Source organism: Nitrosomonas ureae (genome assembly GCF_900108305.1).
GTDB classification, from domain to species: domain Bacteria; phylum Pseudomonadota; class Gammaproteobacteria; order Burkholderiales; family Nitrosomonadaceae; genus Nitrosomonas; species Nitrosomonas ureae_B.
Map to the genome: position 1 here is coordinate 28,231 of NZ_FNUX01000017.1, position 18,238 is coordinate 46,468.

Consider the following 18,238-nt stretch of genomic DNA (forward strand, 5'->3'; position numbering starts at 1 on the left):
CCATTTTAAAACTGAGGCTCTACGCTGGGATGATTAAACTTTATTAAGAGATTCATGAAATGATATCCTCTAAAGATAGCTATCCAGATATCATTCAATTTAAGCTACCTAGATAGCTATCAACATTATGCTTGTTATATGAATATAAAAATTAAAAGCCGTGAAGTTATTGAGTTGATTTTTATATAGATAGCTAACAAGCTATCTATATATGTTCATAGGTATATTATCTATAGTAATATGCATCTGGGGTTATCCTACCAATAATGATTAATAATAAGATAGCTATCTGGATATCCTTGTAATATTAGATAGCATGATAGCTAACTATATTTAGCGATTTTTAACAATCCTGAGATGATTAATTCTTGTTAAGAGGCTTAGGAAATTATCTTCTATAAAGATAGCTATCCAGCTATAAATAATATTAGATAGCTTGTTAGCTATCTATGATAACATGTATCTAATGCTTTATCCGTAGGATAGTGGTTAATACTAAGATAGCTATCTGACTATCATTCTATTTAAGCTAGCTAGATAGCTATCGTTTATAAAAAGGAAGGGCATAACATGCCGATAATTGTTTTTGCATCATCTAAAGGTGGAGCAGGGAAAACCACCGCAGCTATTGTTCTGGCATCAGAACTTGCACAACATAATACAAGTGTTACATTAATTGATGCTGACCCAAACCAACATAGTGCAAAATGGGCTATGAAAGATGGTTGTCCATCGAATATAAAGCTTGTTGAAAAATCGACTGAAGAAACGATTATAGATGATATAGATAATGCTCAAGAACAAACAGCTTTTGTTCTTGTAGATTTAGAAGGAACGGCAAGTATGGCGGTTGCTAGCGCAATAAGCCGTGCAGATTTAGTAATCACGCTATGTCAAGGTTCACAAGATGATGCAGACGAAGCAGCAAAAACCATTAAATTAGTTAATCGGCAGGCAAAGGTATTAAGTCGCTCAATTCCTTTTGCTGTACTTATGACGCGCACAAATCCAGCAATTACGCCACGTACTTTAAAACATATCATGAATGAATTTCGTGATGCAGGAGTTGATATTTTTAAAACTAGCCTGATCGATAGAGAAGCATTTAGAGCCATTAGGTCTTTCGGTGGTACGGTCAATGATTTAGATCCAAGACAAGTATCTGGTATTGAAAAAGCAATTGCAAATGCCCATGCTCTGGCGGTTGAAGTTATCGAAAGAATCAAGGGTATAAAGAGAGAAAGAGGCCAAAATCATGACTAAAGAACGTGCACATTTAAATTTAAGTGATGATCTTGATATATCAGAATTTATACCAGTTAAAAAAGAGAAAAATAGGGAAACAGAAATAAAAACTCTTGAAAAAGTGGCAGAGCAATCAGGTTTTGTAAGTAGGAAAAATAAAAGTCAGAGGAGAAGAAAACCACAATCACCTTTTAAAAATCAATTAAATTTAAAGTGTCGAGATGGAATAAAAGAATTATTTCAGGATATTGGTGAACAGTTAGGGGTTCACGATCATACAACTTTTGAACAAGCACTTTTGGCGCTGATTGAAAAAAATGATTTAAAAGACTTATTGCAAGGTTATAAGGAGATCATAAAATAAATACAATAGAATAGTTTTTATTTGTGATTATATTTTGTGCATTTTTTTATTGCTAACAGCATCTACTTTAATCAGATTCAATTTCTCATGATTGTCGTACTGAATAGAAACATTCTTACCAATGGGTGGGGGAGAGCTAAAGGATTCCAGTTTGTGCGCTATAAAGTCTTTTCTTACTTGTTGATAAACAACACCTTCTTGCTTGTCGATAAAGAGAATTAAACCTTCATAGGCTTTATTTTCCGTTTCAGCTTTTTTTGCCAAATAAATATTATAGATACCTGGCTTGATACCTTCCTCAGCTTTCTTAATTAATCCGGTAGTTTTCCATTCATTTTCATTAAAATTCTGAAGGATTTTCTGCCCGTTCATGACTAAGAGACGTTGTTTCATTTGGATAAATTGAGATAGACTTCTTGAATGATCATTTCCAAGTCAAATTCTTTCTTGTTTACACCAAAAAAGAAGGCGGTCAGGTTAAAAGCACCGCGACCTGTTCCATCAAAGTCGCCGTCTTTCAATGAATATAAGATAGAGTGAAAAAGATCCTTACACTTTCGACCGGCAATAAAGTAGACTTTAAGCGCATCGATAATCATTGTCTTTTGCGCATCAGATAGTTTTCTCATGATGTCTTTTGGTTGATGCGTTCTTTTCTTTAGACGTATATAAATATAGACCAGCAATTGATCGGCAGGGGATTTATGGCTGCGTTCTTTCTTTTCTGCTTTGATCTCAAGACTGTCTGTAGAGGGGTAGGGGGCTTGGCGGGTTAATTCATCCACAATTCCTTTTTCATCATCCTTTGATTCCAGGAATTTTCTAAACTGCTGTATTTTAGTGCGGGTAATGTCTTCTGGTCGGCTGTATTTCAACCAATCGACCAGTTCCAATGGATAGTTTTTGAATATCTTTTTAAGATTAAATATGGCTGCTATATCTGTCAAATTTCCGGAATTAAACAGCTCGGCAATAGGATCGGGTAAATCCATGGCCGCTGCATGTAATGACACATAGGAAGCCGATTTGCCAATGAATTTGCCTATTTGTTCATGGGTTTTACCAGCAGCAATCTCACGCCCGATATAATCAACGATTTCGCGTGATGTCAGATTATCCCGTTGCAAGTTTTCAACTACCTGATCCGCCAAACTGTAATCGGCATCAATATAGGCGGGTATTGATCTAAGTCCTGCATTTTTACTGGCGCGATATCTTCTGGCGCCATGATTGATAATATAGGTTCCGGGTTTGTCTGGATTGGGACGCACTGATATAGGGGTTTTTACACCTCGCAGTTTAATCGTTTCTGTTAATTCTGCGAGTGAAGCCGCATCAAAAGTTTTTCTAGGTTGAGCTGCATCTTCCATAATTAAATCAAGTGAAATCTGACTCGCGCCCAACACATCAGGCGCTTTATTCCTCTCATCGGATAAAGTTTTCTTACTTGTCATTGATTTAATTATTACTTTGTTTTAGAAGTAATTTCCTGAGTTATAGAATTCTGTGAAAATTAAGGGCAATATTTCATTACTATAATTCTTCTCAATTTAAGTGAATGGGGAATGTATCTTTTCAGATAAAAATGACTTGCTCAAAGCAAGAAAAGGAATAGACATAAACATTTGATAAAATACCCTCCAAAGTTAAACCATTGATCTTGTTATGAACTAGCCTGGAAACACAGCTAAGAATCATAGACGCCAAAAACATCGCAACCAGGCGATATTCTATCTGTTATAAATATTTATTTGACCGGGGAATTGTATATTTTATCCATGAACATGCATTATAACCTTAATACAATTATGTATATTAAAAATGATTATGAATTAAACCAAAAGACAAATACTTAACGGTTAAGGGAGCCGCAATTTACGATATGTATAATTTAATTCTAACAACAAACATTTTAAGAATTCTGCGCGAGAAGAAAATAACAAAAGCTGAGCTGGCAGAAAAAGCGGGTATTTCAATCTCTTTTATTACTGAACTGACCAATGATAAAGCCAATCCATCGCTCAGAGTCATAGAAGCGATTGCCAAGGCGCTGGATACGCCGCTGCCGCTATTGTTCGACAATTCGGATATGAGTACAGCAGAGCGAGCCTTATTAGCAGATGGCAGTGCTGGACATCTGGCTAAGGGATTTGTCTGGAAGGGCGCTGTATTGAGTGAGTTTCAGGCATTCCAGGTCGCGCAATGGGATCGCGAAAACCGCGAGATCATGAGGAAAATAAAATGAAACAATAAAAATATATTGCATAGTATTAATTATTATTATATCGTTGTAAGCAATATTTATTTATTGCTGCACCGATATAACAATGTCCGACCACTCACCTAACATCACAACCGTTAAAGATCGGGCTAAAAGCAAGCTGGAGCGCGATGCACGGGAAATACTGTCTGCACTGCAAGATCCTCAGACGGTTGAAATCATGGTCAATGCCGATGGCCGGATTTGGCAGGAGAAGCTTGGTCAAAAGATACAACATATCGGAAATATCCAGGCTGCCCAGGCTGAGGCTGTCATTAAAACGGTAGCGGGTTTCCACGGCAAGGAAATCAATCGATTCAATCCAATCATTGAAGGTGAGTTTCCACTCGATAACTCACGCTTTGCCGGTCAATTACCCCCCATTGTTACAGCGCCCACTTTTGCCATCCGTAAAAAAGCCATCAATATTTTTACGCTTGAGCAGTATGTAGAATCTGGCGTGCTGTCGCCAAGACACTGTGATGTCATTAAAGAGGCTGTGCGCAAGCACCGCAATATTTTAGTCATTGGTGGTACCGGGTCAGGTAAAACAACTTTGATCAACGCCATCATCAATGAAATGGTTCGGAGTGACCCGGATGAGCGCATCTTTATCCTGGAGGACACCGGCGAGATTCAATGCGCTGCCGAGAATTTCGTCCAGTATCACACCACACTCGATGTCAACATGACGCAGTTGTTAAAAACAACATTGCGTATGCGTCCGGATCGCATTCTGGTAGGTGAGGTAAGAGGTGCAGAAGCCCTGGATTTGCTCGATGCCTGGAACACGGGTCATGAGGGCGGTGCCGCTACATTGCATGCCAATGATGCAATGTCAGGACTCACCCGCCTGGAATCCCTGATTTCACGTAATCCTTCAGCACCTAAAGAGATCATGCCTTTGATCGCAGAGGCGGTTGATATGGTGGTGCATATCACGCGCGCACCACATGGCAGACAAATCCAACAAATCATTGAAGTACAAGGTTTTAAAAGAGGAAATTATCAAATTAAAAAGCTGTAAATATGTCATAGGATTCAATCAATGAAGTTAATCAGTACCAAGGGTGTCTCTCCATTCAGTTGTTTCTATTCATTCGCCGTCTTGTTTTTATTGCTATCGTTTGCTGATCAAGCCCAAGCAACCGTTGGCGCAGGTGGAGCACTTCCCTATGAAACCTGGCTGGTGAGTCTCAGAAACTCCGTTACCGGCCCCGTTGCGTTTACCTTGTCTATTGTTGGCATTGTGGTTGCAGGCGGCATTTTGATCTTTGGTGGCGAACTCAATGCTTTTTTCCGCACCTTGATTTTTATCGTATTGGTGATGGCGTTACTCGTTGGAGCCAACAATGTGATGACCAATCTATTCCAGGGTGCGGTTATTCCGGGTGAAGCGTCAGGGACAATTGTAGCGTTAGAAGAAGCTATCCCTCAAAGTTAGTCAAACAGGAGGCAAACTCATGGCACTTCGAACCATACCTATCCGTCAATCGGGTAATCGGCCCAACTTGTTTATGGGCGGTGACCGCGAACTCGTTATGTTTTCTATCCTGATTGCAGCCACATCCATCTTTGTTGCGATGGAAATCAAGGCAACGATCTTTGGCATAGGGCTGTGGTTTTTTGCGCTGTTTGCACTGCGACTGATGGCTAAAAATGATCCGCAACTGCGTCATGTTTACTTACGTCAGATTCAATACAAGAAATACTATCCTGCGCGCAGCACCCCTTTTTATGACAATACGCTCACACAGGAGAAACAGCACGCATGATTGCCGCAATGATCATCCTCATCGCAATGTGTGGTGCTTTGCTGCTTCTGATGCTGTTTCTGCGTATTCGTGATGCTGGCAAAGAATTAAGGCTGGATCAACATCGATCAAAAGAAATGGGTTTTGCCGATTTGCTGGTATATGCGGCAGTGGTGGAAGATGGCGTGATTGTCGGCAAGAACGGTGCATTAATGGCCGCATGGATATTCTGCGGCGATGATACCGCCAGCAGCACCGATACTGAGCGTGAACGCGTGTCATTCCGCATTAACCAAGCCTTATCTCGTTTGGGCAATGGCTGGATGATTCATGTGGATGCCATTCGCAAACCAGCGTTAGCGTATTCAGACAAAGCCTTATCCAATTATCCTGATCCTGTGACCGCTGCCATTGATGAGGAACGGCGCAATCTGTTCGAGCGTATCGGCACCATGTATGAGAGCTGCTTTATCGTATCACTGTCATACTTACCGCCGATGCTGGCACAGCGCAAGTTCGTCGAACTGATGTTTGATGACGATACTCAGGCACCGGATCAAAAAGCCAGAACGCAAGGATTGCTGGAATATTTCCAGCGTGAATGTGCCAATTTTGAATCCAGATTATCCAGCGTATTTCATCTGTCGCGCTTAAAAAGTCAAAAGCAGGTCAATGAAGATGGTTCTTTGGTGACACATGATGATTTTCTACAGTGGCTGCAATTATGTATTACCGGTTTGGATCATCCAATGGTGTTACCTGCCAATCCCATGTATCTGGATACGCTGCTGGGTGGTCAGGAAATGTGGGGCGGGGTGGTGCCTAAAATTGGTCGAAATTTCGTTCAGGTAGTCTCGATTGAGGGTTTTCCGTTGGAATCCTCACCCGGCATGTTAAATCTCCTATCTGAGTTGCCGGGCGTGTACCGCTGGTCATCGCGGTTTATCTTTATGGATACGCATGAAGCGGTCAATCATCTGGAGAGATACCGCAGGCGATGGAAACAAAAAATTCGTGGGTTTCTTGATCAGGTGTTTAACCTGCAAAGCAGCAACATTGATGAGGACGCGCTCAATATGACTGAAGATGCGCAGTCAGCCATTGCTGAGACCAATAGCGGCATGGTCGGCCAAGGCTACTATACCAGCGTAGTCGTGTTGATGATGGAAGATCGGACTGCGTTGGAAGAAGCAGGGCGCAGAGTCGAGAAAGCAATCAATCATCTGGGCTTTGCTGCACGGGTTGAAACGATCAATACGATGGATGCCTATCTGGGGAGCCTACCCGGCCACGGTGTCGAGAATGTACGCAGACCCCTCATCAATACCATGAATCTGGCTGATCTGTTGCCGGTCAATACCATCTGGACAGGTAAACCTATAGCACCTTGTCCGATGTATCCACCCAATTCACCGCCCTTGATGCACTGTGTCACTCAAGGCGCTACCCCTTTCCGGCTGAATCTGCATGTACGCGATTTAGGTCACACCTTCATGTTCGGCCCGACAGGAGCCGGTAAATCTACGCACCTGGCGCTGATTGCCGCACAATTGAGACGTTACCCCGGCATATCGATTTATTGCTTTGACAAGGGAATGTCGATGTATCCATTGACCCGGGCTGTGGGTGGTCAGCATTTCACCGTAGCAGGGGATGATGAATCACTGTCTTTCTGCCCATTACAGTTCTTGCAAACTAAAAGCGATCGTGCATGGGCGCTGGAATGGATTTGTTTGATGGTTGAACTCAACGGCATTACAGTCACCCCGTTACAGCGCAATGAAATCAGTCACGCCATTGCTAACATGCATCAAAGCGGCTCCAGAACCTTATCGGATTTTCTGGTGACGATACAGGATGAAACCATCCGTGAAGCGCTTCGGCAATACACCATTGATGGCATGATGGGACATTTGCTCGATGCCGAACAGGATGGATTGAGTCTCTCATCATTCACCACATTCGAGATCGAGGAATTGATGAATCTCGGTGAGAAATACGCACTGCCGACCTTGCTGTATCTGTTTCGCCGCATCGAGCGCAGCCTGCATGGTCAGCCTTCCGCCATCATTCTGGATGAAGCTTGGCTGATGTTGGGTCATCCGGTCTTTCGCGCCAAGATCCGCGAATGGCTCAAGGTCATGCGTAAAAATAACTGCTTAGTACTGATGGCAACCCAAAGTTTATCGGACGCCGCAAACAGTGGCATTCTCGATGTGATTGTTGAATCCACCGCCACCAAAATATTTTTACCCAATGTATTCGCGCGTGACGAGGAAGCAGCAGCACTCTATCGGCGCATGGGCCTCAATTCACGCCAGATTGAGATTCTGGCTTCTGCCATTCCTAAAAAGCAATATTACACTGTGTCAGAGAACGGCAGACGACTCTATGACCTGTCACTCGGGCCATTGGCACTAGCTTTTGTAGGATCCACCGATAAGGAATCGATTGCAACCATCAAAAACCTGCATGATAAGTACGGTGACAAGTGGGTTATCGAGTGGTTGGCGATTAAAGGGTTAACGTTATCTGACTATGGAGTGGCTGGATGAGTGTAATCAGTGATTTATTTAAATTAAGAATTGCCGGAAAAATTAACTCGAACAAACAAATCCGTGAGGATTACGAATTCATGGAAGGTGGTCGCCGCTGCGGTGAAAATGAAAATCCTTATCTGTCAGCACGGCGTACCTGGAATGACCATATGCGCGGGATTCAGGCTTCGCGCAATATGTGGCAAATGTTTGCTCTTCTTTGTTTATTGATTGCTCTGGCAGGAGTGGGTGGAGTGATTGCTATCGGCAGTCAATCCAAATTCATCCCCTATGTCGTTCAGGTCAATAAACTGGGTGAAGCAGTGGCGGTTTCCCGGGCGGATATTGCTGCTGTTGCCGATCAGCGCGTAGTGCATGCTTCAGTTGCAGCATTCATCAATGATTTGCGCATAGTGACGCCAGATATTGCTTTGCAGCGTCGCGCCATCTTTCGTGCCTATGCCATGCTGTCCAATAATGATCCGGCCACTGCAAAAGCCAATGAATGGTTCAACAGTAGTGAAGCCAGCAGTCCTTTCAAACGTGCTGAAACACAAACCGTCAATGTTGAAATCATATCGGTCATACCCCAATCACCGGAGACCTGGCAGGTTGATTGGCTGGAGAAAATCTATGACCGGCAGGGACACTTAACCGAGCCACCTTTCAAGATGCGTGCTTTATTGAGAGTCTATAACAAGCCGACAACCCAAAGCACAACAGAAGAACAGATCCGAAATAACCCGCTGGGTATTTATATCCAGGATTTCTCCTGGTCGAAACAAACATAAAGGGGGTCACTCATCATGAAACCGTTATTCTCTTTAAGTACCAGTTGGCTTGGCATGTTGATTTTCTCTCTAGGACTGGTTGCACCAAGCTATGCTGCTGGTTTGTCGGATGCGTATTTCACCGATAAAAACCCGCAGCTCACGCCACAGGAGCGCGCGGCCATTGATCTGGCGAAGAAATGGCAGGCAGCCAATCCTAGCGGCACAAAACCTGTTGCGGGACCGGATGGATCAATCCGTTTTCTGTTCGGTTCACAGCAACCCAGCATCGTCTGTGCAGTATTGCAGGTATGCGATATTGAATTGCAGCCGGGAGAACAGGTGAATTCCATCCATCTGGGCGATCAGGCACGATGGCTGGTGGAACCGGCCGTGACAGGGCAGGGAGCTCTAGAGGTGCAGCATTTAATTGTTAAACCCCTGGATGTTGGATTGGAGACATCGCTCGTGGTAACCACCAACCGGCGAACGTATCATATGCGGCTTCGGTCTCATCGGCGTGATTTCATGCCGAGAGTGGGTTTTACTTACCCCGAGGATGCGATTGCCAAATGGGATGCCATCAAGACCCGTGAGAGTCATGCGATGGATGTGAGACGCTCAAATACGATAGCGCAAACCGGAGAATATCTGGGCAACTTGGACTTCGCCTATTCAGTTGCCGGAGATGCCGCCTGGAAGCCGCTGCGTGTCTATAACGACGGCCAGAAGACCATCATACAGATGCCTGCCATCATGGCGCAGACAGAAGCACCGACTTTGCTACTTTTAACTAAGGAAGGTGGATTTTTTAGTGAAGATGAAACGGTTATGGTGAATTACCGATTACAGGGTGATCGCTATATCGTGGATACCGTGTTCGATAAGGCTATTCTAATAGCGGGTGTGGGCGGCAATCAGAGCCGGGTGATGATTACGCGGGGGAATTGATTATGCAAAAAATGATTTTTACCTCCAACCCTGTTTTTATCTTTATGTCGGTTTTATTTCTGTTGAATGGTTGTGCCACGCAACCCTATGGTAATTTTATTCAGAATCCGTCACTCGCAACCAGCAAAGCGATGGCCGATGATGTGACCGCCCAATTAATGCGCCTGTATCCGGCTGCAAACACGCAATTTAATCTGCGTCATACAGTCAATGACCCGTTTGGTCATGCCTTGATAGAAAATCTTCGTCTCGAAGGGTTTGCGGTTCAGGAGAGAATCAATTCTGATAATTCTCTTTTTGTTTCAAGAATTCTGATGGGCGACAGCATTCCGGATATCGCTATTAATCATGAGACAGATGGTGCCAGTCAATCGACAGGATTGGCGTTGAGTTACATAATTGACCAGTCGGGTGATTTGTATCATGTCAATATTACGATTGACGATACGCGCTTGTCACGTGCATTTGTGGCACAGGCAGACAGTGTTCATCCAGCCGGTCTTTGGGTAAGAAAAGAATAAGGGGGTAGGGGAGATGTCGACCAATTCAAAACTCTTATCACCCGATTCATCGCCGGATGTAGTCGCAAGAAGCGCCGGTGTGCGGCGCGTTAATAACCTTCCGATTGTCATTTTTGGCGCGATTATGCTGATATTCATGCTGCTTATGATGATCGTCGCGATGAATCGCGCAGCTGAGCGAGGCCAATACGATTCTAATGCTAATAGTGATATTCAGTCGAGCAATTTCTTTGCTTCGCTCATTGCCAAAGACTATATCGGCGGCATCATAGAACCTAAAGCCCAATCTATAAATTCGGATTCACCTGCAAAATCACCCATTCAGGGAATCATTATCGAGAGGCCATCGGATCTGGATAGGCCGCCTCTACCGCCATCCCTGAATGCAGTTACTGATCCCTCGCATCATGCTGACATCGAGCATATTCGGATGCTGAAACGCCAGCAACTGGAAGAAGCGATCAAGGCCAAAACAAATGTGAATGTGATTGCACCCAGAAGTACTGGATCATCCCCGGATTTAACCAACACGGGTGCACCTAAAACGCGCGAGGAAATGTTGGCTAAATTGGCATCAGTTCGTCAACAGATCGATGCAAATCTGCGTGAGGATCCAACGGCTGCGTATCATGCGCGTCTGGCGCGGTTGAGACAGGATGGGGAATCAAGTATAGCGGGAGGAATGGGCGCGGGCAGGGGTGATGAATTCATGAACGATGGCGCTCCTCGTTTGCTGGATGATGATGTTGGCAGACAGGCTCAAGATTATTCGCGTTTTGATTCGGCAAAAGGGGATGCACGCTGGAATCTGGATAGTGAAGTCAAAAAACCTCCCACACCGTATGTCTTGCAAACTGGATTTGTCATACCGGCAACGCTGATATCCGGTATTAATTCCAGTTTGCCGGGCCAGATCATGGCACAGGTAAGCCAGCATATTTATGATTCTCCGATAGGCAAATGGCGCCTGATTCCACAAGGCTCCAGGCTGGTGGGTACTTATTCCAGCGAAGTGGAGTTTGGTCAGGCGCGTGTGTTGGTCGCCTGGCAACGCATCATCTTTCCGGATGGCAAAACCATGGATATCGGTGCCATGCCGGGTGCTGACGGGGTGGGTTATGCTGGGTTTAAAGATCAGGTCAATAACCATTACCTGCGCATCTTTGGTTCAGCCCTGATTATGTCAGCCATTGTCGCCGGTTCAACTTATAGCCAGCGCGATGCAGGTGGGGCGTTCGGGCGGCAAAATGCCGGTAGCATCATGAGCCAATCGCTGGGTCAGCAATTGGGATTGGTCACCGCCAATTTGATTCGCAAGAATCTAAATATCTCACCAACATTGGAAATCAGGCCGGGGTATCGTTTTAACATTATTGTGACCAAAGACATGAAGTTTTCTAAACCCTATCAGTCGTTTGATTATTAATGCCGGAGCATTCGATTATGATAAATAGTAAAAATCTAGCTATTCAGTGGATCACAATAGTATTAAGCCTGGGTATTTTAAGCTATTCCTCAATCAATAAAGCCGGTGGAATGGCTGTCATAGATATGGCGAATGTAAAACAATCTACGATTACAGCGATTGAAGCAATCAATCAAACTGAAAAGCAAATTGAGCAATACAGAACCCAGTTGCAGCAGTATGAAAACATGATTCGCAATACTTTGGCACCACCTGCTTATGTATGGGCGAAGGTAGAATACACCATGACTAAGCTAATCAATTTATCCAATTCCATACGGTATTATGAACAACAATATGGAGGTCTAGACAGCTACATGCAACGGTTTCGCAATGTTGAATATTACCGTAGCTCATCTTGCTTCACTTTAGAGGAAAAATGTAACGATTCCGCCTGGAAACTATTACAGGATGGACAAAACACGAGCACAGACTCACAAAAACATGCTAATGATTCCCTTTTACGAGGGCTTAGTGAGCATCAAAATCAGATTCCTCTGGATGCGGCTCATTTGCAACTTTTACAACAAAAAACTCAATCAGCTCAAGGGCAAATGGAAGCTTTTCAGTATGCCAATCAATTGGCCGCCTACCAAGCGAATCAGCTGTTGCAAATGCGTCAAATGCTGATAGCTCAGCACAATGCTTTCAATACAAAAAATCAGGCCGAGGTAGATCTGAAGGCCATGCAACAGGCTGCACGTGAGGCAGCAACCAAGCGATTGAGTCCTGAAATATTGCCAGTTGGTAGAAATTGGTCTGTAAGAGACGCTTTTTAAAACACTAATCGAAGGAGAGAGTCATGAAAACAATCAACATGTTGATAATTGCCATTATTGCGATTTCAGTTTTGGTTTTAACCGGATGCGAAAAAACCGATGGCCAGCTTAAATTGAAGGAGCCTAGAAAAGAGTTAAGTGAGATGCCGGAAAGAAAGAATTGGTCTGTTAGAGATGCTGAAGGTTTTGATGAGTAAAGAGTAGCAAAAAGCTCATGGCTAAAATTTAATCAGGGAGACATGCAGATGCTCAGAATAAGCCCATCCACTTTTATGATTATGTTGTTTCTGATGTGTTTTTCTGCTAGTGCATTTGCAGAGCTTTCTTATATTGATCCGGCAACTAATCAAAGCGTACTAGATCAGGTTATTCAAAAGTTTGGTGGCAAAGTAAAGTCCTGGCAGAACATTATCCAATCTGCAGCCGAGCGTTTGTTCTGGACGCTGGTGATCATATCGATGGTGTGGACATTTGGCATGATGTTGTTGCGTAAAGCCGATATTGGCGATTTCTTTGCCGAGTTTACCCGTTTTATTATCTTCACAGGGTTTTACTTCTGGCTGCTGACCAACGCCGTATCAGGTCACAATATTGCTGGAACTCTTATTATATCAATGGAGGATTTAGGTAGAAGTGCGGCCGGTTTGCCAAGTGGCTCCAGCCATTCCAGCATTGTAGATATTGGCATTTTGATCTGGAAACAAGCCATGAATAATTTGAATATACTGGATCCCATAGATAGCTTAATCGGTCTCATTATGTCATTAATTATTCTGATTATATTGACTGTAATTGCAGTCAATATGCTGCTCTTGCTAATTTCATCCTGGGTGTTGATGTATGCGGGTATCTTTTTACTTGGCTTTGGCGGAGCGCGTTGGACATCCGACATCGCCATTAACTACTTTAAAACGGTGCTGAGTATCGGTATTCAGCTATTTGTGATGCTCCTGATTGTTGGTATTGGTAGTGACCTGTTATCCAGTTTTTACGCTAAAATGGGTAAAAATGTTCTGAATTATGAAGAACTGGCGGTTATGCTGATTTTTACAATTGCATTTTTTGTGTTGATTTCCAGATTACCATCGTTACTGGCTGGCATTATAACGGGTAGTAGCATAGGCTCGAGCGCCGGAATTGGAAATTATAGCGCCGGTGGCTTTATGGCAGCGGCTGGTACGGCGGCAGCCGTTGCATCTTATGGTGGATCACTGGCAGCCGGTCGGCTAGCAGCGGCAAGAAGTGCGGGGCCGGATGCTTTACGCAGCGCTATTGAAAAGGGTCAGGCTCAGGAATCTGCGGGTATGAACAATATTTCGCAAGGAGGGGGTAAATAATGGATAAGGTATTTAAGCGATTTGATTGATGATGGATTTGCCACCGGATATGCAGGAAAGAGTGGTGTGCTCAATTACAGCCGCCATCAAGTATGAAATACCAGCCAATATCTTGCTGGCGATAGCCGAAAAAGAGGGCGGCAAACCGGGCCAATGGGTGCGTAACAGTAACGGTACTCACGATGTTGGCTCAATGCAGTTTAATACCGCGTATCTTCAAGACTTATCCAAATATGGCATCACGTCGGATCATGTAGCAAATCGGGGTTGTTATTCCTATGATCTGGCCGCATGGCGTGTGCGGCTACATATCAAAAATGATAAAGGCGACATCTGGACAAGAGTGGCTAATTATCATTCGCGTACTCCAAAATATAATGCAAAGTATCGCGCTGATCTGATTGCCAAAGCCACTAAATGGGCTGATTGGCTAGAAAATCGTTTTATCACGGAAAACTATAAAATACCCAGCATTCATATGGATTGAGTCAGTTCTATGTGTTATCCACAAATTCTGTGTAAAAGGTTGTGAATAACAGAGTTATGTTACGCATAGGAGATGTTAATTACCTATGCCTTAATTAAAGGCAATCTAGTTTATGATTAATAAACTGAAAAGATTAATCATTATGAATGGACAGAAAATCCTTCAGAACGAAGATAATGGGGTATGGAAAATAGAGACTAAAGCTCAAGAACAAGAAAAAAGATTTGTCGCATGATATAGATCAGTTCAGATCTAATCCAGTTTATACATTGATGCCTCTGGCAGTTTAAGTTCTCGGTATTGGTTCCAGTTAAAAATTACCCATGTGGATGACAATGGTGTTCTTCATAGCTTAACCTTTAAACCTATTTTAACTTCTTGGTGCCATTAAGATCTTGATCCTAAGATATTAATTCTACTTTGCCAGTTTCTAAATGGTATATTCCGCCTACAATTTTAATTTTTTTCTCCTGCACAAATCGACTTAAGATAGGTGCGCTATTCTTTAGCTCATCAACAGCGTGAATGACATTCATCTTTATCGCATTTTCATACAATGTTCCAGGCATATCTTTCGCTGCCCTAATTGCTGGCGATAATGCAGTCGCTATTGTTTGAATGTGTCCTGGGAATTGTTCATTCGATAATCAAAAATCTTTTACCATCAGAGTTAAAAATTCTCAGTTAAGAAAGCTTAATTCGCTACTTCAAAAGGCGAAAAATTTACCCTCTTTCAGAAAAGCTTGTCTATTTCACTTACTGCATCAAAAACGATAATTCCACATAGTGTTTCAGCTTGAATTTATTGCCACATAAACTACTTGTTTAAATCGATACTCTCCAAATACTATCATATGCGTAAACCGCACGATATGCACGCTCACCCCGGCATCAAGGGCCAGCCGGGACACTGTGTAGGCGACCTCCTTTTTCCTCATCCGGCGCAGCAGGAAAGCTGCTTCACGTCCTTGTTGAAGGTCTGCGCCGCGAGCTTCAACCCTTCGACCATCGTCAGGTAGGGGAACAATTGGTCGGCCAGTTCCTGCACTGTCATGCGGTTGCGAATAGCCAGGACCGCCGTCTGGATCAGCTCGCCCGCTTCCGGAGCCACCGCCTGCACACCGATCAAGCGCCCGCTGCCGGCATCGGCCACCAGCTTGATGAAGCCGCGTGTGTCGAAATTGGCGAGCGCACGCGGCACGTTGTCCAGCGTCAGCAGCCGGCTATCGGTCTCGATGCCGTCATGGTGCGCTTCCGCTTCGCTGTAGCCCACGGTCGCCACTTGCGGATCGGTGAACACCACGGCCGGCATCGCGGTCAGGTCCAGGGCCGCGTCTCCGCCAGTCATGTTGATCGCTGCACGGGTGCCGGCCGCTGCCGCGACATAGACGAACTGAGGCTGGTCGGTGCAGTCGCCGGCCGCGTAGATGTCCGGGTTACTCGTGCGCATTCCCTTGTCGATGACGATGGCACCCTGCGCATTGACTCCAACACCCGCTGCTGGGAGTAGAAGGCTGCGCGTGTTCGGTGTCCGGCCGGTGGCGACCAGCAACTTGTCGGCACGCACTTCGCCGTGCCCGGTGGTCAGCACGAAATTCCCTTCCACATAGGCGACGTGGCTCGCTTGTGTATGTTCCAGCACCTCGATGCCCTCGGCACGGAAAGCGGCTGTGACGGCCTCGCCGATGGCCGGGTCTTCCCGAAAGAACAAGGTGCTGCGCGCCAGGATCGTGACCTGGCTACCCAGCCGGGCGAAGGCTTGCGCCAGTTCCAGCGCCACCACCGACGAGCCGATCACGGCCAGGCGTTCGGGAATGGTGTCGCTGACCAGGGCCTCGGTCGAAGTCCAGTAGGGTGACTCTTTCAGGCCCGGAATCGGCGGCACGGCCGGACTGGCACCCGTGGCGACCAGGCAGCGGTCGAAAGCCACCACGCGCTCGCCGCCATCGTTCAAATGGACGGCAAGACTCTGGTTGTCCTTGAAACGCGCTTCACCGTGCAGAACGGTGATGGCTGAATTGCCGTCCAGGATGCCTTCGTACTTGGCATGACGCAGCTCATCGACACGGGCCTGCTGCTGGGCCAGCAGCCGCTCGCGCAGGATCGTCGGCGGTGTGGGTGGCATGCCGCCATCGAACGGGCTTTCCCGACGCAGATGGGCGATGTGGGCGGCGCGAATCATGATCTTGGACGGCACGCAGCCGATATTGACGCAGGTGCCGCCGATGGTGCCGCGCTCGATCAGCGTGACGTGCGCGCCTTGCTCGACGGCTTTCAGTGCTGCCGCCATCGCGGCTCCACCGCTGCCAATGACGGCTACTTGCAACGGGTGTTCGCCGTCGCTACGTTTATCAGCGCCCCCCATCCAGCCGCGCACATTGTCGAGCAGTCCGCTGCGGTTGTCCGTCGGTGGAACATCGGCGAGCGTTGCTTTGTAGCCCAGTCCGGCCACGGCGGCAGTCAGCGCATCCGGTAACGTGCCCGGCAGGGTGGTGAGTTGCGCTGTGCCCTTCGGATAGGACACCAGCGCCGACTGCACGCCGGGGACCTTTTCCAGCGCTTCCTTGACGTGCGCCGCGCACGAGTCGCAGGTCATGCCGGTGATTCTTAGATTAGTCATGCAACAACTCCTATTTTTTTATGTTGGCAACGGCCTAGACTGTTATCCGCGCGGGGGAGGCAGTTCGCAGGTGAGACAAAATCCCAAATGGCCCCCCCGACCATGAACGCCAAGCCGACATAGACCACGTTCGCCGTCCACCAGTTACCAAGCAACCAGACAGTCCCAGCGAACACGATGGCTGGCCCGATCATGCCGAGCAGGCTGCGGTGCCATTGCCGATGACTCAGCCAGCTCAGTGCATTCGCCAGCAAAGCCACGACTGCGAACAGCGGCAGCAGCTTGGAGATGAACAACCCTTCGTATTCCTGTAGAAAGCCCAGGCCGATGGCCGCGCCCAAGCTGGCGAGGGCAGGAAAACAGGCGGCGCATCCCATCGCGGAAACAACGCTGCCAAGCGCGCCAGCTTTGTCGGCAATGCGTGTCATCAGTCCCATGATCGCCCCAGGTTCGGGTTCAGTGGCTCACTGCTTGACGCTGGACGGATAGCCCGCGTCTCCGATTGCCTTGGCCAGCTTCTGCACGCTGGTCTTGGCATCATCGAAGGTGACAACCGCTTCGCGTGTCTCGAAGGTCACGTCAACTTTGCTGACGCCTTCGACCTTGGAAATCGCCTTCTTGACGGTGATCGGGCAGGCGGCGCAGGTCATGCCCGGTACGGACAGCGTGACGGTCTGGGTGGCGGCCCACACGGGGACAACAACGGCAGCGAGGGCGAGGGCGAGGGAGGCAAACAGTTTTTTCATGATGAACTCCTGTGATTAATAGAAAAATGGCATGACGTAGGGAAATCCGAGCGCGACCAGAACCAGCGCGGCCACGACCCAGAAAATGAGCTTGTAAGTAGCTCGCACTTGGGGAATCGCGCAGACCTCACCCGGTTTGCAGGCTTGCGCCGGGCGGTAGATACGCCGCCAGGCGAAGAACAGCGCCACCAACGCCGCGCCGATGAAGATCGGTCGATACGGCTCCAGCACCGTCAGGTTGCCGAGCCAAGCGCCGCTGAATCCCAAAGCGACCAGGACTAGCGGCCCAAGGCAGCACATCAAGGCTAGGATGGCGGCCAGCCCTCCAGCGAAGAGCGCGCCGCGCCCGTTTTGTGGTTCAGACTTTTGTGGTTCAGACATATGCTTGTCCTTTTGAATTTA

23 protein-coding genes are annotated in these 18,238 nt (G+C 46.4%); 16 read left to right on the forward strand and 7 right to left on the reverse strand.

Annotation, left to right across the window (positions count from 1 at the left end; translation table 11 throughout):
* Nucleotides 1-570: 570 nt before the first annotated feature.
* Complete coding sequence (locus tag C4S39_RS10005; protein ID WP_103966879.1) at nt 571-1,263, forward strand: ParA family protein; 693 nt, start codon at nt 571-573, stop codon at nt 1,261-1,263.
* Entirely contained in the window at nt 1,256-1,609 is a 354-nt protein-coding gene (locus C4S39_RS10010) for a hypothetical protein (protein WP_103966880.1), read from the forward strand. Before C4S39_RS10005 ends, C4S39_RS10010 begins: the two co-directional genes overlap by 8 nt.
* Before the next feature lie 27 nt (nt 1,610-1,636).
* Here C4S39_RS10010 and C4S39_RS10015 read toward each other — a convergent pair whose 3' ends face one another.
* Nucleotides 1,637-2,002 carry a KfrB domain-containing protein gene (locus C4S39_RS10015; protein WP_103966881.1) on the reverse strand — a complete coding sequence of 122 codons (366 nt, stop codon included), beginning with the start codon at nt 2,000-2,002 and terminating at the stop codon, nt 1,637-1,639.
* Complete coding sequence (locus C4S39_RS10020; RefSeq protein ID WP_103966882.1) at nt 1,999-3,063, reverse strand: ParB/RepB/Spo0J family partition protein; 1,065 nt, start codon at nt 3,061-3,063, stop codon at nt 1,999-2,001. Before C4S39_RS10020 ends, C4S39_RS10015 begins: the two co-directional genes overlap by 4 nt.
* Before the next feature lie 428 nt (nt 3,064-3,491).
* On the opposite strand from C4S39_RS10020, the gene C4S39_RS10025 reads away from it, so the two are divergent.
* The 14 genes from C4S39_RS10025 (at nt 3,492) to C4S39_RS15525 (ending at nt 14,705) form a co-directional block, all read left to right on the forward strand.
* Complete coding sequence (locus tag C4S39_RS10025; protein ID WP_103966883.1) at nt 3,492-3,854, forward strand: helix-turn-helix domain-containing protein; 363 nt, start codon at nt 3,492-3,494, stop codon at nt 3,852-3,854.
* 82 nt (nt 3,855-3,936) lie between these two features.
* Nucleotides 3,937-4,896 carry a P-type conjugative transfer ATPase TrbB gene (gene trbB, locus C4S39_RS10030; protein WP_103966884.1) on the forward strand — a complete coding sequence of 320 codons (960 nt, stop codon included), beginning with the start codon at nt 3,937-3,939 and terminating at the stop codon, nt 4,894-4,896.
* Nucleotides 4,897-4,917: 21 nt separating this feature from the next.
* On the forward strand, nt 4,918-5,313 hold the full coding sequence (locus C4S39_RS10035; protein WP_103966885.1) for a TrbC/VirB2 family protein: 396 nt from the start codon (nt 4,918-4,920) through the stop codon (nt 5,311-5,313).
* Between the two features lie 19 nt (nt 5,314-5,332).
* Nucleotides 5,333-5,644, forward strand: coding sequence for a conjugal transfer protein TrbD (locus C4S39_RS10040; protein ID WP_103966886.1), 312 nt, complete (start codon nt 5,333-5,335; stop codon nt 5,642-5,644).
* Nucleotides 5,641-8,178 carry a VirB4 family type IV secretion/conjugal transfer ATPase gene (locus C4S39_RS10045; protein WP_103966887.1) on the forward strand — a complete coding sequence of 846 codons (2,538 nt, stop codon included), beginning with the start codon at nt 5,641-5,643 and terminating at the stop codon, nt 8,176-8,178. Before C4S39_RS10040 ends, C4S39_RS10045 begins: the two co-directional genes overlap by 4 nt.
* Entirely contained in the window at nt 8,175-8,951 is a 777-nt protein-coding gene (locus C4S39_RS10050) for a VirB8/TrbF family protein (RefSeq protein WP_103966888.1), read from the forward strand. Before C4S39_RS10045 ends, C4S39_RS10050 begins: the two co-directional genes overlap by 4 nt.
* Before the next feature lie 15 nt (nt 8,952-8,966).
* Nucleotides 8,967-9,881 carry a P-type conjugative transfer protein TrbG gene (gene trbG, locus C4S39_RS10055; protein WP_181023804.1) on the forward strand — a complete coding sequence of 305 codons (915 nt, stop codon included), beginning with the start codon at nt 8,967-8,969 and terminating at the stop codon, nt 9,879-9,881.
* 2 nt (nt 9,882-9,883) lie between these two features.
* Entirely contained in the window at nt 9,884-10,402 is a 519-nt protein-coding gene (locus C4S39_RS10060; RefSeq protein ID WP_258039395.1) for a conjugal transfer protein TrbH, read from the forward strand.
* A 13-nt stretch (nt 10,403-10,415) separates the two neighbouring features.
* Nucleotides 10,416-11,828: a TrbI/VirB10 family protein gene (locus tag C4S39_RS10065; protein WP_103966889.1), complete on the forward strand. Its 1,413-nt coding sequence runs from the start codon at nt 10,416-10,418 to the stop codon at nt 11,826-11,828.
* A 17-nt stretch (nt 11,829-11,845) separates the two neighbouring features.
* On the forward strand, nt 11,846-12,646 hold the full coding sequence (trbJ, locus tag C4S39_RS10070; protein ID WP_103966896.1) for a P-type conjugative transfer protein TrbJ: 801 nt from the start codon (nt 11,846-11,848) through the stop codon (nt 12,644-12,646).
* A 23-nt stretch (nt 12,647-12,669) separates the two neighbouring features.
* Entirely contained in the window at nt 12,670-12,843 is a 174-nt protein-coding gene (locus C4S39_RS15340) for a hypothetical protein (RefSeq protein ID WP_013646143.1), read from the forward strand.
* Nucleotides 12,844-12,891: 48 nt separating this feature from the next.
* A complete protein-coding gene (trbL, locus tag C4S39_RS10075; RefSeq protein WP_013646142.1) occupies nt 12,892-13,983 on the forward strand; it encodes a P-type conjugative transfer protein TrbL in 1,092 nt (363 codons plus the stop codon).
* A 28-nt stretch (nt 13,984-14,011) separates the two neighbouring features.
* Nucleotides 14,012-14,470 (forward strand): transglycosylase SLT domain-containing protein, encoded by a 459-nt coding sequence (locus C4S39_RS10080; protein WP_013646141.1) that lies wholly within the window; start codon nt 14,012-14,014, stop codon nt 14,468-14,470.
* 112 nt (nt 14,471-14,582) lie between these two features.
* The gene (locus C4S39_RS15525) at nt 14,583-14,705 is read left to right on the forward strand and encodes a KfrB domain-containing protein (protein WP_013646140.1); all 123 of its coding nucleotides are present in this window, start codon (nt 14,583-14,585) and stop codon (nt 14,703-14,705) included.
* A 166-nt stretch (nt 14,706-14,871) separates the two neighbouring features.
* On the opposite strand, the gene C4S39_RS10085 is transcribed toward C4S39_RS15525, so the two are convergent.
* From C4S39_RS10085 to merT, 5 genes are all read right to left on the reverse strand, one after another.
* Entirely contained in the window at nt 14,872-15,090 is a 219-nt protein-coding gene (locus tag C4S39_RS10085) for a carbonic anhydrase (protein ID WP_083810606.1), read from the reverse strand.
* A 314-nt stretch (nt 15,091-15,404) separates the two neighbouring features.
* A complete protein-coding gene (merA, locus tag C4S39_RS10095; protein ID WP_013646139.1) occupies nt 15,405-17,090 on the reverse strand; it encodes a mercury(II) reductase in 1,686 nt (561 codons plus the stop codon).
* Nucleotides 17,087-17,527: an organomercurial transporter MerC gene (gene merC, locus C4S39_RS10100; RefSeq protein WP_013646138.1), complete on the reverse strand. Its 441-nt coding sequence runs from the start codon at nt 17,525-17,527 to the stop codon at nt 17,087-17,089. The genes merA and merC overlap by 4 nt, the downstream gene beginning before the upstream one ends.
* A 27-nt stretch (nt 17,528-17,554) precedes the next feature.
* Nucleotides 17,555-17,836, reverse strand: a complete 282-nt coding sequence (merP, locus tag C4S39_RS10105) for a mercury resistance system periplasmic binding protein MerP (RefSeq protein WP_013646137.1) — start codon at nt 17,834-17,836, stop codon at nt 17,555-17,557.
* 15 nt (nt 17,837-17,851) lie between these two features.
* On the reverse strand, nt 17,852-18,217 hold the full coding sequence (gene merT / locus C4S39_RS10110; RefSeq protein ID WP_013646136.1) for a mercuric ion transporter MerT: 366 nt from the start codon (nt 18,215-18,217) through the stop codon (nt 17,852-17,854).
* Nucleotides 18,218-18,238: the final 21 nt, after the last annotated feature.